The sequence below is a fragment of the Nocardioides sp. Soil777 genome, from assembly GCF_001428425.1.
Classification (GTDB): domain Bacteria; phylum Actinomycetota; class Actinomycetes; order Propionibacteriales; family Nocardioidaceae; genus Nocardioides; species Nocardioides terrigena.
In genome coordinates this window covers 1-25554 of record NZ_LMSN01000015.1, presented here as the reverse complement: position 1 = coordinate 25554, position 25554 = coordinate 1, and the positions used below count along the sequence as shown (strand labels likewise).

Genomic DNA, 25554 nt, shown 5'->3' with positions numbered 1-25554 from the left:
CTCACTCTCCGATGTAGGACATGACGTGCTTGACGCGCGTGTAGTCCTCGAGGCCGTACATGGACAGGTCCTTGCCGTAGCCCGAGTGCTTGAAGCCGCCGTGCGGCATCTCGGAGACGTAGGGGATGTGGGTGTTGATCCACACCACGCCGAAGTCGAGCCCGCGCGACATCCGCATCGCGGTGCCGTGGTCGCGGGTCCAGACGCTCGAGGCCAGGCCGTACTTCACGCCGTTGGCCCACTCGAGCGCCTGGGCCTCGTCGGTGAAGCGCTGGACGGTGATGACCGGGCCGAAGATCTCGTCCTGCACCTGCTCGTCGTCCTGCTTCAGGCCGGACAGGACCGTCGGCTCGTAGAAGTAGCCGGTGGAGCCCTGACGCCGACCGCCGGCGCGCAGCTCGGCGTGGTCGGGGAGGCGGTCGACCATCCCGGTGACCCGGGCGAGCTGGTCGGCGTTGTTGAGGGCGCCGTACAGGATGTCCTCGTCGTCGGGCATGCCGGTGCGGGTGGCCTTGGCCTGCTCGGTGAGGGCGGCGACGAAGTCGTCGTGGATGCCGGGGCCGACGAGCACGCGGGTAGCGGCGGTGCAGTCCTGGCCGGCATTGAAGTAGCCCGCCTCGGCGATGCCCTGGGCGGCCTTCTCCACGTCGGCGTCGTCGAAGACGATGACCGGCGCCTTGCCGCCCAGCTCGAGGTGGACGCGCTTGAGCTGCGTCGCGGCCGCGCCGGCGACCTCCATGCCCGCGCGCACCGAGCCGGTGATCGCGACCATCTGCGGGGTGGGGTGCTGCACCAGCGTGCGGCCGGTGTCGCGGTCCCCGCACACGACGTTGAGCACGCCCGGCGGCAGGAACTCCGCGGCCAGCTCGGCCATCATCGTCGAGGTGGCGGGCGTGGTGTCCGAGGGCTTGAGGACGACGGTGTTGCCCGCGGCCAGCGCGGGAGCGATCTTCCAGACCATCATCGGCAGCGGGTAGTTCCACGGGGTCACCTGACCGACGACACCGATGGGCTCTCGGCGGATGAAGGACGTGTGGTCCTCCATGTACTCCCCGGCCGACTTGCCCTCGAGGACCCGGGCCGCGCCGGCGAAGAAGCGGAAGTGGTCGACGGTCGGGGGCATCTCCTCGCTGGCGGTCAGGCCGAGCGGCTTGCCGGTGTCGCGGCACTCGGCCGCCACGAACTCCTCCGCGCGGGACTCCAGGGCGTCCGCGATCCGGAGCAGTGCCAAGGAGCGCTCCTGCGGCGTCGTACGACCCCAGGAGCCGAAGGCGCGCTGGGCCGCGGCATAGGCGCGGTCCACGTCCTCGGCGCCGGAGAGCGGCGCACGGGCGTACACCTCCCCGGTGCTCGGATCCACCACCTCGTAGGTCTCGCCGGACACGGAGTCGACGGCCTCACCGTCGACGAGGTTGCGGAAGGTCTGGTGCTCAGTCTGCTGGGCCATGGGGGCGAGCGTAGTGATTCCCGCAGCAAATCGGGAGATCCGGCGACGGATTTCGTCGCCAAATGGACACAGAACGCACGGATCGCTTGCACGAGAGCGGTATGGACGAGCACGATAAGGCCATGACTGACGCTCGCCACCCGGACTACGACCACCTCCAGCAGGCCGCCAAGGACCACCTGTGGCTGCACTTCACCCGGCAGGGGCAGTACGCCGACATGGACGTGCCCGTGATGGTCCGGGGTGAGGGCGCCTACCTGTGGGACGCGAAGGGCAAGAGGTATCTCGACGGCCTGGCCGGCCTCTTCGTCTCCCAGCTGGGACACGGCCGCACCGAGCTCGCCGACGCCGCGGCCGCCCAGGCCCGCGAGCTGGCCTTCATGCCGCTGTGGTCCTACGCGCACCCGCCGGCCATCGAGCTCGCCGAGAAGATCGCGTCGTACGCGCCCGGCGACCTCAACCGGGTCTTCTTCACCTCCGGCGGTGGCGAGGCGGTGGAGACGGCGTGGAAGCTGGCCAAGAACTACTTCAAGATGGTCGGCAAGCCGATGAAGCACAAGGTCATCAGCCGGGCCATCGCCTACCACGGCACCACCCAGGGCGCGCTGTCCATCACCGGGCTGCCGTTGCTCAAGCAGCAGTTCGAGCCGCTGGTGCCCTCGACGTTCCGGGTGCCCAACACCAACGCCTACCGGGCATCCGAGATCACCTCGGGCCACCACGACGGCAGCGACCCCGAGGCCTTCGGCCGCTGGGCCGCCGACCAGATCGCCATCGCCATCGAGAACGAGGGCCCCGACACCGTCGCCGCCGTCTTCCTCGAGCCGGTGCAGAACGCCGGCGGCTGCTTCCCGCCCCCGCCCGGCTACTTCCAGCGGGTGCGCGAGATCTGCGACGAGTACGACGTCCTGCTCGTCTCCGACGAGGTGATCTGCGCCTTCGGTCGGCTCGGCCACATGTTCGGTGCCGAGCGCTACGACTACATGCCCGACATGATCACCTGCGCCAAGGGCCTGACCTCCGGCTACGCGCCGCTCGGCGCGATGATCGCCACCGAGCGCCTCATCGAGCCCTTCCTGGCCGACAAGGCGTCGTTCGCGCACGGCTACACGTTCGGCGGCCACCCCGTCTCGACCGCGGTCGGCCTGCGCAACCTGCAGCTCTTCGAGGAGGAGAAGGTCCTCGAGCACGTCCGGGAGAACGAGCCCCGCTGCCGGGCCATCCTGGAGCGGCTGCTGGACCTGCCGATCGTCGGCGACGTCCGTGGCGACGGCTTCTTCTACGGGATCGAGCTGGTCAAGGACAAGGCGACCAAGGAGTCCTTCAGCGACGAGGAGTGTGAGCGCATCCTCTACGGCTTCGTGTCCAAGCAGCTGTACGCCGAGGGCCTCTACTGCCGTGCCGACGACCGCGGCGACCCGGTCGTCCAGCTCGCCCCGCCGCTCATCTGCGGGCCCGAGCACTTCGAGGAGATGGAGCAGATCCTCCGCGTCGTCCTCGACAAGGCCTACTCGATGCTCTGAGCTTCTCGCGGGCGGGACGGCCCGGGGGCCGGGGGGCTGCCGGGCCGTCTGCCGCGCGCCGTGGGAGCATCCGCGGGTGATCGGCAGCCCGGAGACCCGCCTGGTGATCCTGCGAGGCAACAGCGGGTCGGGCAAGTCCTCCGTCGCCCGTGCGCTGCAGCGGCGCCGTGGTCGCGGCCACCTCGCGGTGGTGTCGCAGGACGTCGTCCGCCGCGAGGTGCTCTGGACCCACGACCGTGCGGGCAACCCGGCGATCGCGCTGATGGACCTGATGACGCGGCACTCGCTCGACGCCGGCTTCTCGGTGGTCGTCGAGGGCATCCTGCACCCGGACCGGTACGCCGAGATGCTGCTCCAGCTGGCGCGCGACCACCGCGGCTCCACCCGGGCCTACTTCTGGGACCTCCCCTTCCAAGAGACCCTGCGGCGGCACGCGACCAAGGACAAGGCGTCGGAGTTCGGCGAGGCCGAGATGCGCGAGTGGTGGTACGGCGCCGCGCGCATCCCCGGGCTGGACGAGGAGCCTGTCGGCCCCGAGTGCACGCTGGACGACACCGTCCGTCGCATCGAGGCCGACTGCGGCTGGCTCTGACGACCTCGGCATGCCGGTCAACGTGGAAGATCCGACGCCCCACCGCCGTCGGATGTTCCAGCGTGGCCTGACGTGGGTGGACGTGACCCCGACGCGGTGCTGCACTGGTGGGGTGCGCTTCCACGTCGAGACCGTGGCCTCTCCGGGACAGGTGACGCGCGCGCTGACCGACTTCTCGCCGCGTCGGCTGGAGACGTGGAGCCGGACGCTCGACCCGAAGACCTACGAGCTGCGCGAGCAGGGAGTCACGTGGGCCGTGGCCCGCGAGAGCTCACCCGGCTCGCCCTTCTGGGTCGTCGCCCGCTACGACTGGTCGGAGCCCCTGACAGTCCGGTGGACGGTCGAGGAGAGCAGCTACGGGGGCGGCGGCACCGGCCTGATCAGGATCAGCCCTCGAGCGGACGGTGGCAGCCGGCTGGACGTCGAGTACGACAACACGGACGCCCGACGCATGCAGAAGCCGCTGGTCTTCGTGCTCCACCACGGACCGATGGGGCGGATCATCGCCCGGATGTGGGCCGCCAGCCTGGACCGGTACGCGAGCACCGGAGGCGAGCCCGCGTAGACACGCGGACACAACTGCGGTGACGGGCGCCGCCGCGCGCTCGGGCGTCGTACGCCGCAGGGCTTGTGTCCGCGTGTGTACGACGCGCACGACCGCACGCGTGCCGACCCGACTGACGGGGCGGAGATCAGCGGCCCGCGCGCCGCCTGCTCGCCATCTCCCCCAGCACCACGACGAGCAGCGCGATGAAGAACATGATCGTGCCGATCACGTTGATCTGCGGTGGGATGCCGCGCTGGTTGGCCCCCCACACGAACATCGGGAAGGTGACCTCCTGCCCGGCGTTGAGGTTGGTGATGATGAAGTCGTCGAAGGACAGCGAGAAGGACAGCAGCGCGGCGGCGAGGATGCCCGGGAAGACCAGCGGGAAGCTCACCCGCCAGAACGTCTGCCACTCGTTGGCGTAGAGGTCGGCCGCGGCCTGCTCGAGGCGCGGGTCGAGACCGGAGAGCCGGGCCTTGACCGTCACCACGACGAACGACAGGCAGAACAGGATGTGCGAGATCAGGATGGTCCCGAAGCCCAGCGCCCCGGCGAAGCCGGCGTTGACGAAGAGCGCCAGCAGCGAGGAGCCCATCACGATCTCCGGCGTCGCCATCGGCAGGAAGACGAAGAGGTTGGCCGACGACCGCCCACGGAAGCGGTGCCGGACCATCGCGAAGGCCATCAGCGTGCCGAGGATCGTCGCGCCGAGGGTGGCCAGGAGCCCGATCTCGATGCTGGTGCGCAACGAGGAGCAGAGCTGGAAGGGCTCGCAGACGTTGAGCCAGTTGTCGAGCGTGAAGCCGTTGAAGGTGTAGCTGTTGCGTGCGCCCGGCGCGTTGAAGCTCATCAGGATCACGACGAAGATCGGCACGAACATGTAGAGCAGCACGAGCAGGCCCAGGATGAGCACGAGCCGGTCGCCGAGCCAGCGGGAGAAGGTGTTCACACGAGCTCCTCGGTGCCGGCGCGGCGTACGTAGAGGAAGACGAGCAGCACGATCGCCGACATCAGCGTCACCGAGAGGGCGGCCGCCGTCGGGTAGTCACCGGCCCCGAACAGGTCCTGGATCTCGTTGCCGACCATCCGGGTCTGCGGGTTGCCCAGCAGCTCGGAGTTGATGTAGTCGCCGGCCGCCGGGATGAAGGTGAGCAGGGTGCCCGCGACCAGGCCCGGCATGGCCAGGCGCAGGGTGACCGTGCGGAACGTGGTGATCGGCGAGGCGTAGAGGTCGGCCCCGGCCTCGATGAGCCGCGGGTCGATCTTCTCCAGCGAGGCGTAGAGCGGCAGGACCATGAAGGGCAGGAAGTTGTAGGTCAGCCCGGTGACCACGGCGAAGGGCGTCGCCAGCAGGTAGCCGTCGGGACCGAGGATGTGCAGGGTGCGGAGCAGCGAGACCAGCGGCTCGTTGTCGCCGAGGATGTACTGCCACGACAGCGTGCGGATCAGGAAGCTGGTGAAGAACGGCGCGATCACCGCGACCAGCATGAGGTTCTTGAAGCGGCCGGCCTTGAAGGCGATGGCGTAGGCCAGCGGGAAGCCCAGCAGGATGCACGCGATGGTGGCGATGCCGGCGTAGATCAGCGAGCGCACGAACTGCGGCCCGTAGTCCTGCAGCGCGTCCACGTAGTTCTGCCAGTGCCACGTCATCTGGTAGCCCAGCTGCAGCGAGCCCGCGGGGTCGTAGAGGCTGGTCGCGACGAGGGTGACGGTGGGCACCACGAAGAACAGCAGCAGCCACAGCCCGCCGGGCAGCAGCAGGAAGTAGCCGGCCCAGCCGCGCTTCTGCCCCTCCGGATCGGGAGGCCCGTCGAGCTGGGCCTCCGCGGGACCCAGGGAGGAGATGTGCCCGGCGGCGCTCACGCGTCCTCCCGCTCGACCCCTGCCGAGGCGTCCTGGGAGGCGTCGAGGAGGAACGTGTGCTCCGGGCGCCAGTGCAGGTCGACCTTGTCGCCGGCGCGGAACCGCTCGCGGGCGCCGGTGTTCTGCTCGAAGACGGTGAGCTCCTGGCCCCAGGCCATCCGCACGAGGTACTGCGTGCTGACGCCCACGAAGCTGACGTCGCTCACCACGCCGTCGGAGAGGGTGTTGACCCCCGAGCCGTCGTCGTCGCCGGCGGTGCTGAGGTAGACCTTCTCGGGACGTACGCCGGCCCAGACCTCGCCGCTCGTCACCCGCGCGCGGGCCTTGTCGGCCACGACCCGGGTGCCCTGGACGTCGAGGTCGATGACGTCACCGCGGGCCCCGGCGACCGACCCGGCGACCAGGTTGGACTGGCCGAGGAAGTTGGCCACGAAGGTCGTGGCGGGAGCCTCGTACAGCTCCTCGGGCGGGCCGAGCTGCTCGATGCGGCCCTCGTTCATCACCGCGACCGTGTCGGCCATGGTCATGGCCTCCTCCTGGTCGTGGGTGACGTGGACGAAGGTCAGCCCGACCTCGGTCTGGATCGACTTGAGCTCCAGCTGCATCTGCCGGCGCAGCTTGAGGTCGAGGGCGCCGAGGGGCTCGTCGAGCAGCAGCACCTGCGGCTGGTTGATCAGGGCCCGCGCCAGCGCCACCCGCTGCTGCTGGCCACCGGAGAGCTGGCCGGGACGACGCTTGGCGAGGTGCTCGAGCTCGACCAGCGCGAGCATCTCGCTGACCTTGGCGTCGACGTCCTTGCGGCCCTGGCGCTTGAGCCCGAAGGCGACGTTGTCGCCGATGGTGAGGTGCGGGAACAACGCATAGCTCTGGAAGACCGTGTTGACCGGCCGCTTGTAGGGCTTGAGGCGGGTGATGTCGTCCTCGCCCAGCATGATCGTGCCGGTGGTGGGCTCCTCGAGACCGGCGACCATCCGCAGGGTCGTGGTCTTGCCGCAGCCCGACGGGCCCAGCAACGCGAAGAACGAGCCCTGGGGGACGGTGAGGTCGAGGTCGTCGACGGCTGTGAAGGCGCCGAAGCGCTTGGTGACCGACGTCAGCTGCAGGTCGGTGCCCATCAGGCCCCGATCACCTTCGCGAAGTCCTTGTCGTACTGCTGGCGCGTCTTCTCGTCGAGCTCCATGAAGCCGTACGCGTTGGCGAGGAACTCCTCGTCCGGGAAGATCAGCGGGTTGTCCACGAGCGACGGGTCGATCTTCTCCATCGCCTCCTGGGCACCGGCGACCGGACAGATGTAGTTGACCCACGCGGCCAGCGTCGCTGCCACCTCGGGGTCGTAGTAGTGGTTCATCAGGGCCTCGGCGTTGGCCTTGTGGTCGGCCTTGTTGGGCACCAGCATGTTGTCGGACCAGAGCGAGAGGCCCTCCTCGGGGACGACCCACTTGATGTCGGGGTTGTCGTACTGCATGGCGATCACGTCGCCGGACCATGCCTCGCAGGCCACGATGTTGCCCGCGTTGAGGTCGCGGATGTAGTCGTTGCCCGTGAAGCGGCGGACCTGGCCGGCACTGACGTAGCCCTCGAGGCGGGCGATCGCCGCCGACCACTCCTCGGAGTCGAAGTTCTCCGGGTCGGAGCCCTCGAGCAGCAGCATGAAGGTCATGGTGTCGCCCATCTCGGACAGCAGGCTGATCTTGCCCTTGAGGTCACCGCGGGTCATCAGCTCCTCGAAGGAGCCGACCTCACCGGTGTACTTCGCGTTGTAGGCGATCCCGGTGACCCCGGACTGCCACGGCACGCTGCGGGTGCGGTCGGAGTCCCACGAGGGCGACCGCAGGTCGGGGGCGAGGTTGGCCTCGACGTTGGGCATGTTGGCCTTGTCGAGCTCCTGGATCCAGCCCAGGCCGATCATCCGGGCGGCCATCCAGTCGGTGAGGGTGATGATGTCGCGGCCGATGGGCTCGCAGGCGCCGAGCTGGTCCTTGACCTTGCCGAAGAAGTCGTTGTTGTCGTTGACGTCGGTGTTGTAGGTGACCGAGATCCCGGACTCCGACTGGAACTGCTCGAGCGTGGGCATCGCCTTGCCCTTGCGGTCGATGTACTCGGGCCAGTTGGAGAAGACCAGCTCCTTCTCCTCCGCGGAGATGTCCGTGCTCTCGCACGTGTCCGCGCTCTGCACCTGGGAGTCGGTGCCGCAGGCGGAGACGAGGCTGGGCGCCCCGAGCGCGAGTGCGGCCAGCGAGGCGCCCCGCAGAACGTTGCGGCGACCGAGTGGGCGGCCGGCGACGTTGCTGCGAGCGGCTCGCAGCATCGCGTCGAAGGACGGCTGGTCAGTGGGCATGCGCACTCCTCGTGGTCCGGTGATTCGAAGTGGATCGTGTCAAAGGAACCCCGCCTCCACAAGGGATCCAGTCGAAACGAAACCTCCCCGCAACGAAATCGCTTGTTTTGTGGCGCGATTCCTTTGCTCTGGGGCTCTCGTCCTGCCAGAGTTCGGCCCATGACTCGGAACCAGGAGAAGCCACCGGTGCACCTCGACGACGTGTCGAAGGCGATCATCGAGCAGCTCCAGCAGGACGGCCGTCGTTCGTACGCCGCCATCGGCAAGGTCGTGGGCCTCTCCGAGGCCGCGGTCCGACAGCGGGTCCAGCGCCTCATCGACGGCGGCGTCATGCAGGTCGTGGCCGTCACCGACCCGCTGGAGCTCGGCTTCGCCCGCCAGGCCATGGTCGGCGTCCGGGTCCAGGGCCCGCTGGAGCCGGTCGCCGACGCGCTCACCGCCCTCGACGAGGTCGACTACGTCGTCATCACCGCCGGGTCCTTCGACCTCCTGGTCGAGGTGGTCTGCGAGAGCGACGACCACCTGCTCGACCTGATCTCCACGCGCATCCGCACGGTCGACGGCGTGGTGGCCACCGAGACATTCATGTACCTCAGCCTGCGCAAGCAGACCTACTCGTGGGGCGTGCGCTGACCGCGTGACGGTCCGGCGGAGGAGCGGAGCGCCGCCGGCGTCGTACGACGCTCAGCTGGCCGTCGTGGCGAATGCCGCGTCGAGCACGTCGAAGGCCTCGTGGAGCTGGTCGTCGGAGATGGCCAGCGGCGGCAGGAAGCGCAGGACGTTGCCGTAGGTGCCGCAGGTGAGCACCACGACGCCCTGCCGGTGCGCCTCGGCGGCGACGGCCTTCGCCGTGGCGGGGTCCGGGGTGGTGGTGCCGGCCTCGACGAGCTCGACGGCCATCATGGCGCCGCGCCCGCGGATGTCGCCGACGCGCGGGTCGGCGGCACGGATCCGCTCGAGCCGCTCGGTGAGGATGCGCTCGACCTGGCCGGCCCGCTCGACGAGGCCCTCCTCGACGATCGTGTCCATCACGGCCAGCGCGGCGGCGCAGGCGAGCGGGTTGCCGCCGTACGTGCCGCCGAGACCGCCGGCGTGGACGGAGTCCATCATCTCCGTGCGACCCGTCACGGCCGAGAGCGGCAGCCCGCCCGCGATGCCCTTGGCGGTGACGATGAGGTCGGGCACGACGCCCTCGTGCTCGGAGGCGAACATCGCGCCCGTGCGGGCGAAGCCGGTCTGGACCTCGTCGGCCACGAAGACGACGCCGTTGTCGCGGCACCACTCGGCGAGCGCCCGGAGGAAGCCGGGCGCCGGCACGATGAAGCCGCCCTCGCCCTGGATCGGCTCGATGACGACCGCGGCCAGGTTGTCGGCGCCGACCTGCTTGTCGATGAGGTCGATGGCTCGGGCCGCCGCCTCGGCACCGGACAGCCCGCCGTCGCGGAAGGGGTAGGACAGCGGCGCCCGGTAGACCTCGGACGCGAACGGGCCGAAGCCGTGCTTGTAGGGCATCGACTTGGCCGTCATCGCCATCGTGAGGTTGGTGCGGCCGTGGTAGGCGTGGTCGAACGCCACCACCGCCTGCCGGCCGGTGTGCGTGCGGGCGATCTTGACGGCGTTCTCGACGGCCTCGGCGCCGGAGTTGAAGAGCACGGTGCGCTTGTCGTGGTCGCCGGGGGTCAGCGCGTTGAGACGCTCGGCCACCGCGACGTAGCCCTCGTAGGGCGTGATCATGAAGCAGGTGTGGGTGAAGGCCGCGACCTGCTCCTGCACCGCCGCGACGACCCGCGGGGCGCTCGAGCCGACCGTGGTGACCGCGATGCCCGAGCCGAGGTCGATCAGCACGTTGCCGTCGACGTCCTCGACGACGCCGCCGTGCGCGCGCACGGCGTACACGGGCATCATCGTGCCGACCCCAGAGGCGACCGCGGCGGACTTGCGGGCGGCGAGCTCGCGCGAGCGCGGGCCGGGGAGCTCGGTGACGAGGCGACGCGACCCGGCGACGGGGGCGGTGGCGGGGCGGCTCTCGGTGCTGGTCATGGGTCTACCTCTCGGGGTCTGCGACGGGACGGAGCGGGGACGGGACGGCGAGGATCCGCTCGGCCGCGGCCTCCCCCATGCGGATGCCGCCGTCGACGTGCTGGAAGCCGAGGCCGGCGATGTCGCTGCTGGCGAAGGACAGCGGGCCGACGTCCTCGCGGGTCAGCGGGCCGAAGCGGGTGAGCGAGCCGGTCGCGAAGCTGGTGGCGTAGGCGCCGGCCGTCCACTCCTCGTGCATCCACGGGCTCTCGTAGTAGCCGACCGGGCGCAGGGCCCCGTCGCCGTAGTAGCCGGCCAGCGACTCCAGGACGCGACGGCGGCGCTCGTCGGCCGGGAGCGCGAGCAGCGCGTCGGCCCGCTCGTCGGACACGAAGCCGACCAGGGTGCCGCGGGTCTCGCCGGGGACGTCCTCGTTGGTGTTGTCGTAGGCCTCGTGCACCAGCGCGTAGGGGCTGAATGCAGTGCCGGACAGGCCGGCGTCGCGCCAGAACGGCGTCTCGTAGGTGATGTGCAGCTTGATGACCAGCCCGAAGGACTGGTGCTGCCGCATCTGCTGGTGACCGGCGGGCAGGGCGGGCGTGAAGGCGATGCGGCCCACCAGGGTGGGCGGGACGGCGAGCAGCGCGTGCCGGGCGGTGACCGTGAGGTCGGGGGCGGTGACCGTGACACCGTCGTCGTCCCAGCCGGTCGCGGTCACCGGGGTGGAGACGCGGACGGCGTCACCCAGCCCCTCGGCGAGGCGCAGCGGCACCTCCTGCAGCCCGCCGACGACGCGGCGGTCGAGGATGAAGTCGGCGTCGACGAGGTTGCTGAAGCCTCCGGCACTGGCGGCCATCAGCACCGCGGTGAGCACGGAGAAGGCGTGGGTCGGCTTGGTCAGCATCGCCGGCCCGACGTAGAGCGCGATGTTGTCGCGCGCCTCGACGTCGTCGGTCTGGCGCACCAGCCACTCGGCGAACGTGACGCGGTCGAGCTCCTCGGCGTCGGGGTGCTCCCAGGGCGACAGCGGATCCATCCCGGCGGCCAGCCGGTCCAGCTCCGCGGTGATGCGGTCGACCTCCGCGGCGGTCTCCGCCGGGACCGGGAACGCGTCGCCGGTGAAGGTGCGGCGGACGCCGTCGCGACCGACGTAGACCGACTCGCCCTCGCGGTGGCGGGGGTACGTCGCGAGGTCGAGCTCGTCGAGCACGGCGAGCAGGGCCGTCTGGTCCGGCGAGACCCACTGGCCGCCGACCTCGAGGCGGACACCGTCCACGTCGTCCGTCAGCAGCCGGCCGCCGACCCGGTCCCGGGCCTCGACGACGAGCACGCTCCGACCGGCCGCTCGCAGCCGGCGGGCGGCGGTGAGCCCGGTGACGCCGGCGCCGATGACCACCACGTCGACGTCGACGGCCTCCGCGGCGGAGGTGTCGTGCTCGGGGATGTGGTGGGTCATGGCGTCAGCCTAGCCTCAGACCACCGATTTCGTCGCTTCGAGATTCTTCGACCCATGGAATGCGCAGCAATCGGCACGATTCACCCCCGAAACAGTGGCTCGATCACGCCTCGAACACCGGACTGCCGTCCGCCCAGGTGTGCGTGACCCGGGTCTGCGCCAGGGCCATCGGGTCCCCGCCGAGGACGTCGGCGTCGACGGCGACCAGGTCCGCGGCGTACCCGACCTCGAGGCGGCCGGAGACGTCCTCCAGGCCGTTGAGGTAGGTCGAGCCGGTGGTGTAGCCGGCCAGCGCCTCGACGACGGTGAGCGCCTCGTCGGGGAGCAGGGGCTCGTCGTCGGGGCCCATGTCGGGCGCCCGGCGGTTGACCGCCACGTGCATCCCGTGGAGTGGCTCGGCCTCGGAGACCGGCCAGTCGCTGCCGCAGGCGAGCCGGGCGCCGGCGCGCAGCAGCGACCCGAAGACGTACTGCTGCTGGCGTGCCGTCTCGGACACGAAGGGCAGCGTGAGCTCCTCGACCGCCTGGTCGCGGCACGCCCACAGCGGCTGCGCGTTGGCGGTGACGTCGAGGGCGGCGAAGCGGGCCACGTCGGCGGGGTCGATGACCTGGAGGTGCGCGAAGTGGTGGCGGTTGCCGCGCGGGCCGTTGACCGTCCGGGCGTGCTCGACGGCCGCCAGGCTGTCGCGGACGGCACGGTCGCCGAGGGCGTGGACGTGCACCTGGAAGTCCTCGGCGTCCAGCGCCGCGACGTACACCTCGAGGTCGTCGGCGGCGATGAAGGAGAGGCCGCGGTTGTCGGTGGTGTGCCCGTGCGCGTCGAGGTAGGGGTCGAGCATCGCGGCCGTGTGGGTCTCGCACACGCCGTCCTGCATGATCTTGACGCTGGTCGCGCGCACGCCGACCTCGGCCGCCCGGCGGCGCTTCTCGACGAGCTCGGGCACCTGCTCGAGGCCGCGCTCGCGGTCCCACCACAGCGCCAGCACCACCTTGGCGGTCAGTCGCCCGGAGCGGTGCGCGTCGAGGTAGGTGTCCAGGGTGTCGAGCATGCCGAGGCCGGCACCGACCAGGGCGTCCTGCCAACCGACGATCCCGATCGAGTGGAGGTGCTGCTGCGCGGTCATCAGCCCGGCCATCAGCTCCTCCTGCGTCGCCTTCGGCGCGTGGGCGGCGACGAGGTCCATCGCGCCCTCGTGCAGGGCACCGGTCGGTCGCCCGTCCGGGCCGCGCTCGATCCGGCCGTCCGCCGGGTCCGGCGTGTGCTCGTCGATGCCGGCCAGCTCGAGCGCGCGGGTGTTGACCCACGCGGAGTGGTGGTCGCGGTTGGGCAGGAAGGCCGGGCGGTCCGGGCACGCCCGGTCCAGCAGGTCGGCGGTGGGGACCCCGCCGGGGAAGGAATCCATCGACCAGCCGCCGCCGGTGACCCACGGGCGGTCGGGGTGCGCGGCGACGTACGACGCGATCCGCTCGACGTACTGCTCGATGGTGCCGAGGTCGGTGAGGTTGCAGAGGTTCATCTCGGTGCCCGCCTGCACCGGGTGCACGTGGGCGTCGTGGAAGGCCGGCAGCAGCCAGCGCCCGACGAGGCTCTCGACCCGGGTGTCCGGGCCGACGAGGTGGGCGACGTCGTCGTGGCTGCCGAGACCGGCGATGAGACCGTCGCGTACGACGAGGCAGTCGCCGTCCCAGCGTCCGTCGCGGTAGAGCGGTGCGTCTCGCAGGAGCAGGTCGCCGAGGCGGGTGTCGGTGCGGTCGGTGCGGTCCATGGAAGTTCCGATCGTGGGGTCTCGGCAGGCAGGTCGGGCAAGGGTCCGTCAGCGGCCGGCGACGACGTCGGCGGCCCGGGCGAGGGGCGAGGTGGTGGGCCGGCCGGACGCCTCCTGGCGGTCGGCGGCGTGGTAGGCGCGGTAGAGGGCCTGCACGCCCAGCCACCGCAACGGCTCGGGCTCCCAGCGACGCGCCCGGTGCCCCACCCACGGCAGCCGGGTGATCTCCGTGTCGTGCCCGAGGACCAGGTCGGCCAGGGTGCGGCCGGCGAGGTTGGTGGCGGTCACGCCCGTGCCGACGTACCCGCCGGCCCAGCCCAGACCGGTGCGGGGGTCGTGGCCGACGGAGGCCGACCAGTCGCGCGGGACGCCCAGGACGCCGCACCAGGCGTGGTCGATCGCCGCGTCGCGGGCGGCGGGAAAGAAGGTGCGCAGCAGGCCCGTCAGCGTGTCGATCGTCTCCGGGTGGGTCGCGCCGTCGGTGTCCGTGCGCGAGCCGTAGCGGTAGGGGACGCCGCGGCCGCCGAAGGCGATCCGGTCGTCGGCGGTCCGCTGGGCGTAGATGTAGGCGTGCGCGAAGTCGCCCAGCGCCTCGCGGCCGTGCCAGCCGATGCTCTCCCAGACGTCGGCCGGGAGCGGCTCGGTGACCACGAGGCTGGAGTTCATCGGCAGCAGGGTGCGCCGCTCGCCGGCCAGCCCCGGCGTGAAGCCCTCGGTGGCCCGGATGACGTGACGGGCCCGGACGTCGCCGCGTCCGGTCCGCGCCCGGCCCTCCTCGATCGCGGTGACGGCCGTGTCCTCGTGGATCGTCACGCCGAGCCGCTCGACCGCGTCGGCGAGACCCGCGACGAGTCGCGCCGGGTGGAGGGTGGCGCAGTGCGGGTGCCAGAGGCCGCCGACCGCCCCGGCCACCGCGACGCGCGCGGACGTCGCGGCGGCGTCGAGCAGCTCGGTGTCCGTGTGCGGCCACGTCGCCTCGGAGGCGGCCTTCGCGCGCAGCCGCGCCAGTTGCGCCGCGTTGCGGGCCACCTCGAGCTCGCCGCCGCGGACGATGTGGGCGTCGATCCCCTCGCGCTCCGCGACCTGGATGACCTCGGTCACCGACTCGTTGAGCGCCTTCTGCTGCACGATCGCCGGGCCGCGGTCGCCGGCACGGACGTACTGCTCGCGACCGCCGGTGACGCTGTTGGTGAGCCAGCCGCCGTTGCGACCGGACGCGCCGTACCCGGCGAACCGTGCCTCCAGCACGACGACCCGCAGGTCCGGTTGAGCCCGCTTCAGGTAGTACGCCGTCCAGAGCCCGGTGTAGCCGGCTCCGACGATGCACACGTCGGCGTCGGTGGAGCCGGGCAGCGGCGGCCGCGGCGTCGGCGTACCGACCTGGCTCCACCAGAAGGACACTCCGCCGTTGGCCGGTCCGGCACCCTCGCTCTGCACGGGACGACCTTGGCACCTCGGTGGTCGTCCCGCCAGAGGTGACCCCGCACACAGGACCCCCCGTGGCGGGTATGGACGCCGGCCATCGGGTACGAGCACGGTGGAGGAGCCCCGTCCCCCACCCAGGAGGCACAGATGTCCAGCGACGCCATCGTCCAGCTCAAGAAGGACCACCAGGAGATCCGCAAGGTCTTCCGCCAGTTCCAGCAGGCAGGCGAGAACGCCCATGTCCGCAAGGGCGAGCTCGTCGACCGGATCATCGAGCTGCTCACCGTGCACACCTACATCGAGAACGAGGTCATGTACCCCCGCGTCCGCGAGCTGCTGCCCGAGCTCGAGGACGACGTCCTCGAGTCCTACGAGGAGCACCACGTCGCCGACGTGCTCGTCGTCGAGCTCGCCGCCCTGAAGCCGGGCGACGAGCGCTTCGACGCCAAGACCACGGTGCTCATCGAGAACGTCACGCACCACATGGACGAGGAGGAGCAGGACTGGTTCCCCAAGGTGCGCGAAGGACTCGGCCGCAAGGCGCTCCAGGAGATCGGCGAGGAGCTGCTCGCGGCCCGCGAGAAGGCCCCGACCCGGCCGTCCCAGCCGAGCGCCCTCAAGAAGACGATCGACGCCGTCATCGCCTGACGCGCCCGTCCCGGCCCCGACGTCGCGCGTCGTCGGGGCCGGGACCCGGGTCAGGCGTGCAGGCCGCGCAGGACCTCGTGGAAGACGGCCTTGCCCTCCAGGCCGATGCCCGGGCGCTCCCCCGGCGACACCCGGCCGCCCTCGACGACCGCGTCGTCCGCGAAGCCACCCGTGGGCTGGAACTCCCCGGGGTAGGACTCGTTGCCACCGAGCTTGAGGGCGGCCGCGATGTGCAGGGAGAACTGGTGACCGCCGTGCGGGATGCACCGCCGCGAGGACCAGCCGTGCTGGCGCAGCATGTCCTGGATCCGGACGTACTCGACGAGGCCGTAGCTCAGCGCCGGGTCGACCTGGATCCAGTCCCGGTCGGGCCGCATCCCGCCGTAGCGGACGAGGTTGCGGGCGTCCTGGAGGGAGAAGAGGTTCTCCCCGGTGGCGATCGGGTGGCGGTAGTGCTCCGACAGGGTGGCGTTGAGCCCGTAGTCGAGCGGGTCGCCGACCTCCTCGTACCAGAACAGGCCGTAGGGCTCGAGGGCCCGCCCGTAGGCCAGCGCGGTGTCGAGGTCGAAGCGGCCGTTGACGTCCACCGCGAGACGCGAGCCGTCGCCGTCGAGCACCTCGATGACGGCCTCGATGCGACGCAGGTCCTCGGCGAGGTCGGCCCCACCGATCTTCATCTTGACGACCTCGTAGCCGGCGTCGAGGAAGCGCCGCATCTCGTCCTGGAGGTCGCGGTCGGTCTTGCCTGGTGCGTAGTAGCCGCCGGCGGCGTAGACGAAGACCGAGTCGTCGGTCTCGCCGTCGCCGTAGTGGTCGGAGATCCAGCGGTAGAGCGGGACCCTGGCAGCCTTGGCGGCCAGGTCGTGCAGCGCCATGTCGACGACACCGACGGCGACCGAGCGCTCACCGTGGCCGCCCGGCTTCTCGTTGCGCATCATCACGTCCCAGGCCAGCGTCGGCGAGAGCTCGCCGCCGTCGTCGAGAAGGCTGTCGGCCGGGGCGTCGGTGAGGCGCGGCAGGATCCGTCGGCGCAGGATGTCGCCCGCGTTGTAGCGGCCGTTGGAGCTGAACCCGTAGCCCACGAGCGGCTCACCGTCGACGACCACGTCGGAGACGAGGGCGACGATGGAGCAGTCCATCGTGCTGAAGTCGATGAACGCGTTGCTCATCGACGAGCTGATGGGGATGACGCCCTCGTGGACGGAGACGATCTTCATCGGACTACCCTTCTCGCAGATCTTATAAGATGTGAGAAAGACCGTAGACCGCCGCCGGGCCCATCCGCAAGTCGGTCTTATAAGATCGTCCCGTGGTCGACAACGTGTACTCCAGCAAGAGCGACGTCGCGTACGCCGAGGTCCGCGCCCGCATCCTCGACGGTCGCCTGGAGGCCGGATCCAAGCTGATGCAGTACGTCCTGGCCGACGAGCTGGGCATCAGCATCACCCCGCTGCGCGAGGCCATCCGCCGCCTGAGCGGCGAGGGGTTGGTCGACCTCGACGCCCACCGCAACGCGCGCGTCGCCCCCATGGACGCCGACGAGGCACGCGAGCTCTTCGAGACCCGGCGCGCCCTCGAGTCGGAGGCGGTCGCGCTCGCGGCCGTGCGGCGTACGGATGCCGACATCGAGCGCATGCAGGAGGCCCTGGGCCGGCTGCTGCCGGTGACCCAGCAGTGGGGCGAGGCCGCGCTCGTCGCGCACCGCGACATCCACCGCGCGTTGTACGTCGCGTCGCACAACACGGTGCTGGTCGACCTGCTCGACGGGCTCTGGGACCGATCCGACCGCTACCGCCGCGCGGGCCTCGAGCTGCCGCCCGGCGCCGAGCCGCGGACCCGCGACTTCGAGGAGCACGGACGCCTCGTCGAGCTCGTCGTGGCCGGGGGCGCCGAGCAGGCGGCCGCACTCATGCGCAGCCACATCGACCACAGCCTGACCGCCACCGCGCTCGCCACCGAGGCGGGCGAGGAGGCGCTCAGCAGCTGAGGCCTACCGTGGACCCATGGCCACGACCGACCTCCGCGCGCAGATCCGCGACTTCCTCAGCACCCGTCGCGCCCGGATCACGCCCGAGCAGGCCGGCCTCCCGGCGCACGGCGGCAACCGACGGGTCAAGGGCCTGCGTCGCGAGGAGGTCGCCATGCTCGCCGGCGTCTCGGTCGACTACTACGTCCGCATGGAACGCGGCAACCTGGCTGGCGCCTCCGAGGGGGTCCTGGAGGCCCTCGCCCAGGCCCTGCAGCTCGACGAGGCGGAGCGCACCCACCTCCTCGCCCTGGCCAAGGAGTGCGGAGCCGGTACGAACCGTCGCCGCCGGCCCGCGCCCGTCACCGTCCGACCGGCGATCCAGCAGGTGCTGGACGCCATGACCGACGCCCCGGCGTGGGTGCGCAACGGTCGCCACGACATCGTCGCGATGAACCAGCTGGCGCGCGCCCTCTACAGCCCGGTGCTCGCCGATCCCGAACGCCCGGCCAACACCACGCGGTTCGTCTACCTGCAACGCGAGGCCGCCGAGGAGTTCTTCGTCGACTACGACAAGATCGCCAACGACGCCGCCGCGATGCTCCGGCTCGAGGCGGGCAAGAACCCGCACGACAAGGCGCTGATCGAGCTGGTCGGCCGGCTCTCGACGAGCTCGGAGCTCTTCCGCCAGCGCCGGGCGTCGCACGACGTGCAGTTCCACCGGAGCGGTCGCAAGCGGCTGCGCCACCCAGTCGTCGGGCAGCTGGACCTCGACTTCGAGTCGATGGAGCTCGCCTCGGCGCCCGGGCTCTACCTCAACGTCTACACCGCCCCGGCCGGCACGCCCTCGGCCGACGCCCTGCGCCTGCTCGCCTCGTGGGCGGCCTCGCAGGAGGGCCTCGCCACGGAGTCCGTCGTGTCACGCACCTCCTGACCCCGCCACCATCCGACCTCAGGCGCGCCCCTCGTGGCGCTCGACCTCGATCAGGGTGGCGGCCAGCTCGGCCTCGGTGACACCGGCTCGTCGCGCGGCCCCCCGCAGCTCGTCCAGTGCCTCGTCGACGTCGGTGCCGCGGGCGGCGGCCAGGATCCCGACGGCCACCTGGATGTCCACGTCCTGCTTGAGCTTGTGCGGTGCCTGCTCGGCGACCGCGCGGGTGCTGAACGAGAGGTCTGCGTTGGTCACCGTCCCCGGCGCCCAGGCGTCGAAGATCCGGGCGATCGCCTCGTGGTGCCCCACGAAGGCGTCGGCCGACGCGGCGTACAGGTTGATGCTGCCCACGACCGCGCCGCCGGCCAGCACCGGGAGGGTCACCGTGGAGAGCACGTGCGAGGCGGCCGTGGCCTGCGCGAAGAGCTGCCAGGCCTGCTCGTCCAGCACGTCGTCGTGGTCGAAGGTGACCACCCTGTCGGCCTGCACCGCGTCGACGCACGGCCCGCCGGAGAGGTACTGCACGGCGTCGAGCACCGCGATCTCCGCGCTGGTGGCCACCATCGTGAAGGTCACGTCGTGTCGCGAGGAGGCGAGGCTGAGACCGACGCAGTCCGGGACGAGCGCCTTCACCTGGTCGCTCCGGTGGGAGAGCTGCTCGAGCAGGTCGGCCTCGGCGAACGGGCCGAACTCCTCGATCGCCGCCGCGGTCTCGGGGATGGGATCCATGTCTGCGCCGTACCCCGCTTCTCGAAGTTCCATGGCCCGGGTGGCATCCCTGGGGGGTACTGACAGTACCCCGATCAGCCGAACCCCCCAGATCGGGCATGGATCACGGTCATCCGTCGTTGGCACCGGACGGAACCCGTCACACCACCATGTCGTCACACCCCAAGGAGCACCCATGCAGGTCACAGCATTCGCTGCCCCCGCCGAGGGCGAGGCCCTCGCCCGTACCCAGATCACCCGCCGCGACGTCGGCGCCCATGACGTCCTGATCGAGATCACCCATGCCGGCATCTGCCACTCCGACATCCACACCGTCCGCGGTGACTGGGGTCCGCAGTCCTACCCGCTGGCGCCCGGCCACGAGATCGTCGGCACCGTCACCGAGGTCGGCCCCGAGGTCACCCGCCACGCCGTCGGCGACACCGTCGGCGTCGGTTGCATGGTCAACTCGTGCGGCGAGTGCGCCAACTGCCAGCGCGGCGACGAGCAGTACTGCGTCGAGGGCATGGTCGGCACCTACGGCGCCGAGGACCGCGACGGCACCATCACCCAGGGTGGCTACTCCACCCACGTCGTCGTGAACGACGAGTACGTGCTGTCCGTCCCCGAGGGCCTGGACCCCGCCGCCGCCGCGCCGCTGCTGTGCGCCGGCATCACGACGTACTCCCCCCTCAAGCACTGGCAGGCCGGCCCCGGCAAGCGCGTCGCGGTCGTCGGCCTCGGCGGGCTGGGCCACATGGCCGTCAAGATCGCCCACGCGATGGGCGCCGAGGTCACCGTGCTCTCGCAGTCGCTGAAGAAGCAGGAGGACGGCCTCCGCCTGGGCGCCGACCACTACTACGCGACCAGCGACCCCGACACCTTCGAGGCGCTCGCCGGCTCGTTCGACCTGATCATCAACACGGTCAGCGCCAAGATCGACGTGAGCGCCTACCTCGGCCTCCTCGACGTCAACGGCTCCCTCGTCAACGTGGGCGCCCCGGCCGAGCCGCTGAGCCTCAACGTCTTCGCGCTGCTCACCAACCGTCGGTCCTACTCCGGCTCGATGATCGGTGGCATCGCCGAGACGCAGGAGATGCTCGACTTCTGCGCCGAGCACGGGATCGTCTCCGAGGTCGAGGTCATCGAGGCCGACCAGATCAACGAGGCGTACGAGCGAGTGCTCGCCTCCGACGTCCGCTACCGGTTCGTCATCGACGCGAAGACCTTCTGAGCCGTCCTTCGTCGTCGCTCCCCGGAGCCCTCGCACCCCTCGTGGGTGCGGGGGCTCCGGTGCGTCCGGACAAAGTCGCTCGCGTGCGCGCGGTACGACGCCTAGCCTCCGAGGGTGATGCCGTCCTGCTCGGAGGAGACCCGGTGACCGCACGACTCGAGGCCCTGACGATCCGCGCCACCGACCCCGAGCGGCTGGCCCGCTTCTGGGTCGACCTCCTCGGCTGGGAGGTGTCCCCGGCCTCGACGACCGACCTGCTGCCCACCGACGACACGGGGTTCGGGCTGCGTTTCGACGTGACCTCGGAGCCTCGGGTGGGCCTCAACCAGGTGCACCTCCACCTCACCAGCGCGGAGCCGCAGGACCAGGGGCTCACCGTGCAGCGGGCCCTCGACCTCGGAGCCCGGCACCTCGACGTCGGCCAGCTGCCGGAGGAGGACCACGTCGTGCTGGCCGATCCCGACGGCAACGAGTTCTGCGTGATCGAGGCCGGCAACGGCTGGCTCGAAGGATGCGGGTTCCTCGGCGAGGTCGCCTGCGACGGCACCCCGGAGGTCGGCCACTTCTGGGCCGCGGCCCTCGACTGGCCGCTGGTCTGGGAGCAGGACGGGGAGACCGGGATCCGGTCGCCCCACGGCGGACCCAAGATCGCGTGGGGCGGGCCGCCGCTCAACGAGAAGCACGGGCCGAACCGGATGTTCTTCGACCTCGTCACCGCCGGCGACCTCGCTGCGGAGGTCGAGCGGCTCGTCTCGCTCGGTGCGACGGTGCGCGATCGCGGCGACGGCGCCGCGGTGCTGGCGGACCCCGACGGCAACGAGTTCCGGCTGTCCCTCCGCTGACCGGTTCGGTACTTCTCCGCCCCAGAACGCGCACAACGAAGGCAGTTCGCGGGCCGATCGACATCGCCACGCGGGGCCGAGAGCTGCCGTCCACCAACTGCCTACGTCGTGCTCACTCCTGCTCGGTCCGCGCGCTAGTCAGGGCGCGGTCAGCCACACGGCTTGGTACGGACGCAGGCGCACGTCGCCCGGTCCGGCCAGGTGGGGCGGCTCGCCGCTGACCCGGTCGACGCAGCTGTCGGGGTCGAGGCCGAGCTCGCGCAGCCGGTCGCCCCAGACCCAGCGCTCGGTCGCGGTGACGTTGTAGGCGCTGACCATCGGGCCCAGCGGGTGCTCGCGCAGGGTCAGCAGGACGCCGGTGTCGTGGGGGTCGAGCACCGTGGTGCCGGTCGAGGCGTGCAGGTGCGGGGTCGCCGCGCGGGCCCGGACCAGGCGTCGTACGCGCTGGAGGAGCGCGCCGTCCTCGTCGACGGGCCAGGGCATCCGCGGCCGGTGCGCCCACCTGTTGTCGCCCTCGTGCCCGGGCTCGTCGGCCCAGTCGGGGTCGTTGAGCAGCCCCACCTCGTCGCCCATCCAGAGCACGGGCAGTCCGCCCCAGCCCAGCACGACCGCGTGGGCCAGCAGGATCCGGTCCAACGCCAGGGGGTCGCCGCACTCCAGCCCGGCGAGGCTGGCCAGCGTGCCCGAGATGCGTCGGTCGCCGGTGGCGGGGTTGTGCTGGAAGACCAGCCCACGGGCCCACGACCCGGGGAAGTCGCCGCTGTAGAAGTCCGCGAGGAACGAGCGGTGGCTCCACCCGTGCAGCCCGACCGCCGCGGCGTCGCCGTCGTCGATGGCCCAGCCGATGTCATCGTGGCAGCGGGCGTAGGTGATCCATGCCGTCGAGGCCGGGATCGGGTCGAGCCGCTGGAGCGCCTCGGTGGCCAGCCGGACGTCGCCGGCGGCGAGCATCGACCAGACCTGCACCATGAGCCCGTTGTGGTAGGCGAGGTCGCTGACCTTGCCGTGGTGGCGGCCCTTCCCGAGGTACTGCACGAGGTCGCGCGGCCCGACGATCGCCTCCGCCTTGAAGATGGTGGCGGGGGCGGCCAGGCGGGTGACGGTGCGCAGGGCCTGGGTGAGGGCGTGCACCTCGGGCTGGTTCTGGCAGGCGGTGCCGAGGCGCTTCCACGTGAACGCGATGGCGTCGAGCCGGATCGCCTCCACACCGTGGTTGGCCAGGTGGAGCACGATGTCGGCGTACTCGCAGAAGACGTCCGGGTTGGCCCAGTTGACGTCCCACTGCCAGCTGTTGAAGGTCGTCCAGACCCAGGCCTCGAGGTCGTCGTCCCAGGTGAAGCTGCCCGGCGCGAAGTCCGGGAACACCTCCGGCAGCGTCTCCTCCCAGGCGTCCACGGCCGCCCGGTCCGCCTCGACGTGGAAGTAGTCGCGGTAGCGCTGCTCCCCCGCCCGGGCCCGCACGGCCCACTCGTGCTCCGCGGCGACGTGGTTGAGCACCAGGTCGAGGCACAGCGAGATCCCCTCGCCGCGCAGGGTGTCGGTCAGGTCACGCAGGTCCTCCATGGTGCCGAGGTCCTCGCGGATGCTCCGGTAGTCCATGACCGCATAGCCGCCGTCGTTGTCGCCCGGCCGCGGCTTGAGCAGCGGCAGCAGGTGGAGGTAGGTGACGCCGAGGCGCTGGAGGTGGCCGACCTTGTCGACCACCCCGCGCAGGTCGCCGGCGAAGCGGTCGACGTACGCCGCGTAGCCGACGGCCTCCGGTCGCTGGAACCAGTCCGGGGCCAGGGTGCGACGCAGGTCGAGGGCGTGCAGCTCGTCGTCACGCTCCGCGAAGGCGCGCGCCGCGAGGGCGACGACCCGCTCGCCCACCGCGGCCGGGTCGGCGTACACCGACAGGCCGTCGAGGAGGTCCGGCCACCAGCGCTCGACGCGGGCCCCGAAGAGATCGCGGCGGTGGGGCGGGAGGGCTCCCAGGAGCTCGGTGAGGTCAGGCGGCGGGACCGACATGGGGACATCCAACCGCACGGGCGCGGCGTGGGGGTCAGACCGCGGCGCGGACCGGGACGCCGTACGTCGTGGTGCGCTCGCGCATCGGGCGCCCGATGCCCTCCCCGATCTCGTGGAGGTCGGCGATGGTCTTGGCCGAGCCGTGCTCSGAGCCGGCCATCCGCGAGATGGTCTCCTCCATGAGCGTCCCGCCCACGTCGTCGGCACCKGCACGGAGCATCGCCCGGGTGCCGTCGACACCCAGCTTGACCCAGCTCGTCTGGATGTGGCGGATCGAGCCGTGCAGCATGATCCGACCCATCGCGTGGACCGCGAGGTTGTCACGCATCGTCGACGATGCGTGACAACNGCACGGAGCATCGCCCGGGTGCCGTCGACACCCAGCTTGACCCAGCTCGTCTGGATGTGGCGGATCGAGCCGTGCAGCATGATCCGACCCATCGCGTGGACCGCGAGGTTGTCACGCATCGTCGGGCCCGGGCGGGCGACGCCCGCCAGGTAGATCGGCGACGAGGTGTGCACGAACGGCAGCGGCACGAACTCGGTGAACCCGCCCGTCTCGTCCTGGATGCGGCGCAGCACCCGCAGGTGCGCCACCCAGTGGCGCGGGTTGTCGACGTGGCCGTACATCATCGTCGAGCTCGACGGCAGGCCCACGCGGTGCGCGGTGCTGACCACGTCGATCCAGGTGCGGGTCGGGAGCTTGCCCTTGGTGAGGATCCAGCGGACCTCGTCGTCGAGGATCTCCGCCGCGGTGCCGGGGATCGAGCCGAGGCCCGACTCCTTCGCCCGGATCAGGAAGTCCTCGACCGACAGGCCGGTGCGGGTCGCGCCGTTGACGATCTCCATCGGCGAGAAGGCGTGCACGTGCATGCCCGGCACCCGCTCCTTGACCGCGGCGGCGAGGTCGAAGTACGCCGTGCCCGGCAGCTCGGGGTCGATGCCGCCCTGCATGCAGACCTCGGTCGCGCCCAGCTCCCACGCCTCCTGTGCGCGGTCGGCGACCTGGTCCAGCGAGAGCGAGTAGGCGTCCGCGTCCGTACGCCGCTGCGCGAAGGCGCAGAACCGGCACCCGACGTAGCAGACGTTGGTGAAGTTGATGTTGCGGTTGACGACGTAGGTCACCTCCTCGCCCACGGTGTCGCGGCGCAGGTCATCGGCGAGGCGGCACACCTGCTCGAGGAGGTCGCCCTCCGCGGTCATCAGGGCCAACGCCTGCTCATCATTCAGGCCGGCGGGATCCTTCTCCGCCGCCGCCAGGGCCGCCCGCCCCTCGGCGGCTAGTTGGGGACCGGACGGTCGGTCTCCGGCTCCTGAACCGACCAGAGTGTCCCCAACTACCCCACCACCGACCTCTTCGCGCAGCTCGTCCCAGTCGCCGTACACGCTGTCGAAGTCGGCCCGCCGGTCCTCGGTCCGACCGTCGGTGTCGATGCTCGCGTGCAGGTCGACACGACCMCGACCGCCACCGTGGGACTCCAGGCCACCGTCGGGTGCCTGCCACGGCAGACCAGCAGGGCGTACGCCGTCCCKGGCCAGGCCGTCGGGCCCGGCCAGCGCCGCCACGTGGGACGCGACGCGCGGGTCGAGCCACGGCTCCCCGGCCAGGACGTACTCCGGGTGCACCGTCAGCCTCGGCCGCAGCTCCAGACCGGCCTCCGCGGTCAGCGCCCGCAACCGCTCCAACGAGGGCCACGGACGCTCGGGGTTGACGTGGTCCGGCGTCAGCGGTGACACCCCGCCCCAGTCGTCGATGCCGGCGTCGAGGAGCAGCCGGCACTCGGTGGTGTCGGTCAGGTTGGGCGGCGCCTGGATGTGCGTCTTGGGGCCGAGCACGATCCGGGTGACCGCGATCGCGGCGCGGTACTCGTCGAGCCCGAGGTCGTCGRCGTGSCGCATCGCGGTGTCCGGCTTGGCCCGGAAGTTCTGCACGATGACCTCCTGCAGGCCGCCGTACCGGCGCCCCACCGCGCGCAGCGCGAACACCGTCTCCGCGCGCTCGGCCAGCGTCTCGCCGATCCCGACCAGCAGGCCGGACGTGAACGGGACCGACAACCGGCCCGCGTCCTCCAGCACCCGCAACCGGACGTCSGGGTCCTTGTCGGGCGACCCGAAGTGCGCCAGCCCCTTCGTCTCGAAGAGCCGCCGCGAGGTCGTCTCGAGCATCATCCCCATCGACGGCGAGACCGGCTTGAGGCGCGTCATCTCCTCCCACGACATGACACCCGGGTTGAGGTGCGGCA

General features: G+C 71.2%; 23 protein-coding genes. 9 read left to right on the top strand and 14 right to left on the bottom strand.

All coding sequences use genetic code 11. The features are described 5' to 3' along the window. Nucleotide 1: 1 nt before the first annotated feature. Nucleotides 2-1447 carry a gamma-aminobutyraldehyde dehydrogenase gene (locus tag ASG88_RS10815; protein ID WP_056887458.1) on the bottom strand — a complete coding sequence of 482 codons (1446 nt, stop codon included), beginning with the start codon at nucleotides 1445-1447 and terminating at the stop codon, nucleotides 2-4. Nucleotides 1448-1569: 122 nt separating this feature from the next. Here ASG88_RS10815 and ASG88_RS10810 point away from each other — a divergent pair, with 122 nt between their 5' ends. The 3 genes from ASG88_RS10810 (at nucleotide 1570) to ASG88_RS10800 (ending at nucleotide 4127) form a co-directional block, all read left to right on the top strand. Continuing rightward, on the top strand, nucleotides 1570-2970 hold the full coding sequence (locus ASG88_RS10810; protein ID WP_056887821.1) for an aspartate aminotransferase family protein: 1401 nt from the start codon (nucleotides 1570-1572) through the stop codon (nucleotides 2968-2970). A gap of 76 nt (nucleotides 2971-3046) precedes the next feature. After that, nucleotides 3047-3562, top strand: coding sequence for an AAA family ATPase (locus ASG88_RS10805; protein WP_056887457.1), 516 nt, complete (start codon nucleotides 3047-3049; stop codon nucleotides 3560-3562). 112 nt (nucleotides 3563-3674) lie between these two features. Next, nucleotides 3675-4127 carry a hypothetical protein gene (locus ASG88_RS10800; RefSeq protein WP_157559684.1) on the top strand — a complete coding sequence of 151 codons (453 nt, stop codon included), beginning with the start codon at nucleotides 3675-3677 and terminating at the stop codon, nucleotides 4125-4127. A gap of 127 nt (nucleotides 4128-4254) precedes the next feature. Here ASG88_RS10800 and ASG88_RS10795 read toward each other — a convergent pair whose 3' ends face one another. Genes ASG88_RS10795 through ASG88_RS10780 form a run of 4 tightly spaced genes read right to left on the bottom strand, consistent with a single transcriptional unit; the run spans nucleotide 4255 to nucleotide 8310 of the window. Then, nucleotides 4255-5058: an ABC transporter permease gene (locus ASG88_RS10795; protein ID WP_082600274.1), complete on the bottom strand. Its 804-nt coding sequence runs from the start codon at nucleotides 5056-5058 to the stop codon at nucleotides 4255-4257. Further along, on the bottom strand, nucleotides 5055-5972 hold the full coding sequence (locus tag ASG88_RS10790; protein ID WP_235534805.1) for an ABC transporter permease: 918 nt from the start codon (nucleotides 5970-5972) through the stop codon (nucleotides 5055-5057). Before ASG88_RS10790 ends, ASG88_RS10795 begins: the two co-directional genes overlap by 4 nt. Beyond that, entirely contained in the window at nucleotides 5969-7087 is a 1119-nt protein-coding gene (locus ASG88_RS10785; protein WP_056887455.1) for an ABC transporter ATP-binding protein, read from the bottom strand. Before ASG88_RS10785 ends, ASG88_RS10790 begins: the two co-directional genes overlap by 4 nt. Then, the gene (locus ASG88_RS10780) at nucleotides 7087-8310 is read right to left on the bottom strand and encodes a spermidine/putrescine ABC transporter substrate-binding protein (protein ID WP_235534804.1); all 1224 of its coding nucleotides are present in this window, start codon (nucleotides 8308-8310) and stop codon (nucleotides 7087-7089) included. The genes ASG88_RS10785 and ASG88_RS10780 overlap by 1 nt, the downstream gene beginning before the upstream one ends. 159 nt (nucleotides 8311-8469) lie before the next feature. Between ASG88_RS10780 and ASG88_RS10775 the strand changes: the two genes are divergently transcribed. After that, on the top strand, nucleotides 8470-8943 hold the full coding sequence (locus tag ASG88_RS10775) for an Lrp/AsnC family transcriptional regulator (RefSeq protein ID WP_056887454.1): 474 nt from the start codon (nucleotides 8470-8472) through the stop codon (nucleotides 8941-8943). Between the two features lie 51 nt (nucleotides 8944-8994). Here the strand turns inward: ASG88_RS10775 and gabT are convergent, their stop codons facing one another. The 4 genes from gabT to ASG88_RS10755 form a co-directional block, all read right to left on the bottom strand. Further along, nucleotides 8995-10350 (bottom strand): 4-aminobutyrate--2-oxoglutarate transaminase, encoded by a 1356-nt coding sequence (gene gabT, locus ASG88_RS10770; RefSeq protein ID WP_056887453.1) that lies wholly within the window; start codon nucleotides 10348-10350, stop codon nucleotides 8995-8997. A 4-nt stretch (nucleotides 10351-10354) separates the two neighbouring features. Continuing rightward, nucleotides 10355-11785 (bottom strand): flavin monoamine oxidase family protein, encoded by a 1431-nt coding sequence (locus ASG88_RS10765; RefSeq protein ID WP_056887452.1) that lies wholly within the window; start codon nucleotides 11783-11785, stop codon nucleotides 10355-10357. Between the two features lie 103 nt (nucleotides 11786-11888). Beyond that, a complete protein-coding gene (locus tag ASG88_RS10760) occupies nucleotides 11889-13550 on the bottom strand; it encodes an amidohydrolase (RefSeq protein WP_056887451.1) in 1662 nt (553 codons plus the stop codon). 48 nt (nucleotides 13551-13598) lie between these two features. After that, the gene (locus tag ASG88_RS10755; RefSeq protein WP_056887450.1) at nucleotides 13599-14987 is read right to left on the bottom strand and encodes an NAD(P)/FAD-dependent oxidoreductase; all 1389 of its coding nucleotides are present in this window, start codon (nucleotides 14985-14987) and stop codon (nucleotides 13599-13601) included. 135 nt (nucleotides 14988-15122) lie between these two features. Between ASG88_RS10755 and ASG88_RS10750 the strand changes: the two genes are divergently transcribed. Continuing rightward, nucleotides 15123-15623 carry a hemerythrin domain-containing protein gene (locus tag ASG88_RS10750; RefSeq protein ID WP_056887449.1) on the top strand — a complete coding sequence of 167 codons (501 nt, stop codon included), beginning with the start codon at nucleotides 15123-15125 and terminating at the stop codon, nucleotides 15621-15623. A gap of 50 nt (nucleotides 15624-15673) precedes the next feature. Here the strand turns inward: ASG88_RS10750 and ASG88_RS10745 are convergent, their stop codons facing one another. After that, nucleotides 15674-16840 carry a mandelate racemase/muconate lactonizing enzyme family protein gene (locus tag ASG88_RS10745; protein ID WP_056887448.1) on the bottom strand — a complete coding sequence of 389 codons (1167 nt, stop codon included), beginning with the start codon at nucleotides 16838-16840 and terminating at the stop codon, nucleotides 15674-15676. Nucleotides 16841-16932: 92 nt separating this feature from the next. Between ASG88_RS10745 and ASG88_RS10740 the strand changes: the two genes are divergently transcribed. Together ASG88_RS10740 and ASG88_RS10735 are read left to right on the top strand one after the other, a co-directional pair. Next, nucleotides 16933-17610 carry a GntR family transcriptional regulator gene (locus tag ASG88_RS10740; protein ID WP_056887447.1) on the top strand — a complete coding sequence of 226 codons (678 nt, stop codon included), beginning with the start codon at nucleotides 16933-16935 and terminating at the stop codon, nucleotides 17608-17610. Nucleotides 17611-17626: 16 nt separating this feature from the next. Next, entirely contained in the window at nucleotides 17627-18523 is an 897-nt protein-coding gene (locus tag ASG88_RS10735; protein ID WP_056887446.1) for a helix-turn-helix transcriptional regulator, read from the top strand. Between the two features lie 18 nt (nucleotides 18524-18541). On the opposite strand, the gene ASG88_RS10730 is transcribed toward ASG88_RS10735, so the two are convergent. Further along, nucleotides 18542-19249, bottom strand: coding sequence for an ANTAR domain-containing protein (locus tag ASG88_RS10730; protein ID WP_056887445.1), 708 nt, complete (start codon nucleotides 19247-19249; stop codon nucleotides 18542-18544). A 175-nt stretch (nucleotides 19250-19424) separates the two neighbouring features. Between ASG88_RS10730 and ASG88_RS10725 the strand changes: the two genes are divergently transcribed. Together ASG88_RS10725 and ASG88_RS10720 are read left to right on the top strand one after the other, a co-directional pair. Further along, nucleotides 19425-20462: an NAD(P)-dependent alcohol dehydrogenase gene (locus ASG88_RS10725; protein WP_056887444.1), complete on the top strand. Its 1038-nt coding sequence runs from the start codon at nucleotides 19425-19427 to the stop codon at nucleotides 20460-20462. A gap of 143 nt (nucleotides 20463-20605) precedes the next feature. Then, the gene (locus ASG88_RS10720; RefSeq protein ID WP_056887443.1) at nucleotides 20606-21304 is read left to right on the top strand and encodes a VOC family protein; all 699 of its coding nucleotides are present in this window, start codon (nucleotides 20606-20608) and stop codon (nucleotides 21302-21304) included. A gap of 138 nt (nucleotides 21305-21442) precedes the next feature. Here ASG88_RS10720 and ASG88_RS22625 read toward each other — a convergent pair whose 3' ends face one another. The 3 genes from ASG88_RS22625 to ASG88_RS10715 all read right to left on the bottom strand — a co-directional run. Further along, the gene (locus ASG88_RS22625; protein WP_082600270.1) at nucleotides 21443-23311 is read right to left on the bottom strand and encodes an alpha-amylase family protein; all 1869 of its coding nucleotides are present in this window, start codon (nucleotides 23309-23311) and stop codon (nucleotides 21443-21445) included. Nucleotides 23312-23345: 34 nt separating this feature from the next. Further along, complete coding sequence (locus ASG88_RS23090; RefSeq protein ID WP_235534837.1) at nucleotides 23346-23600, bottom strand: hypothetical protein; 255 nt, start codon at nucleotides 23598-23600, stop codon at nucleotides 23346-23348. A gap of 60 nt (nucleotides 23601-23660) precedes the next feature. Further along, nucleotides 23661-25554 (bottom strand): bifunctional FO biosynthesis protein CofGH (locus ASG88_RS10715; RefSeq protein WP_056887817.1); only part of this gene is annotated, 1894 nt, incomplete at both ends.

Coding starts and splice junctions, on each gene's coding strand:
- ASG88_RS10730 (WP_056887445.1), bottom strand. CDS start 19,249: ATGGATCCCATCCCCGAGACCGCGGCGGCGATCGAGGAGTTCGGCCCG.
- ASG88_RS10735 (WP_056887446.1), top strand. CDS start 17,627: ATGGCCACGACCGACCTCCGCGCGCAGATCCGCGACTTCCTCAGCACC.
- gabT (WP_056887453.1), bottom strand. CDS start 10,350: ATGACCAGCACCGAGAGCCGCCCCGCCACCGCCCCCGTCGCCGGGTCG.
- ASG88_RS10775 (WP_056887454.1), top strand. CDS start 8,470: ATGACTCGGAACCAGGAGAAGCCACCGGTGCACCTCGACGACGTGTCG.
- ASG88_RS22625 (WP_082600270.1), bottom strand. CDS start 23,311: ATGTCGGTCCCGCCGCCTGACCTCACCGAGCTCCTGGGAGCCCTCCCG.
- ASG88_RS10745 (WP_056887448.1), bottom strand. CDS start 16,840: ATGAAGATCGTCTCCGTCCACGAGGGCGTCATCCCCATCAGCTCGTCG.
- ASG88_RS10750 (WP_056887449.1), top strand. CDS start 15,123: ATGTCCAGCGACGCCATCGTCCAGCTCAAGAAGGACCACCAGGAGATC.
- ASG88_RS10760 (WP_056887451.1), bottom strand. CDS start 13,550: ATGGACCGCACCGACCGCACCGACACCCGCCTCGGCGACCTGCTCCTG.
- ASG88_RS10815 (WP_056887458.1), bottom strand. CDS start 1,447: ATGGCCCAGCAGACTGAGCACCAGACCTTCCGCAACCTCGTCGACGGT.
- ASG88_RS10765 (WP_056887452.1), bottom strand. CDS start 11,785: ATGACCCACCACATCCCCGAGCACGACACCTCCGCCGCGGAGGCCGTC.
- ASG88_RS10785 (WP_056887455.1), bottom strand. CDS start 7,087: ATGGGCACCGACCTGCAGCTGACGTCGGTCACCAAGCGCTTCGGCGCC.
- ASG88_RS10810 (WP_056887821.1), top strand. CDS start 1,570: ATGACTGACGCTCGCCACCCGGACTACGACCACCTCCAGCAGGCCGCC.
- ASG88_RS10725 (WP_056887444.1), top strand. CDS start 19,425: ATGCAGGTCACAGCATTCGCTGCCCCCGCCGAGGGCGAGGCCCTCGCC.
- ASG88_RS10780 (WP_235534804.1), bottom strand. CDS start 8,310: ATGCCCACTGACCAGCCGTCCTTCGACGCGATGCTGCGAGCCGCTCGC.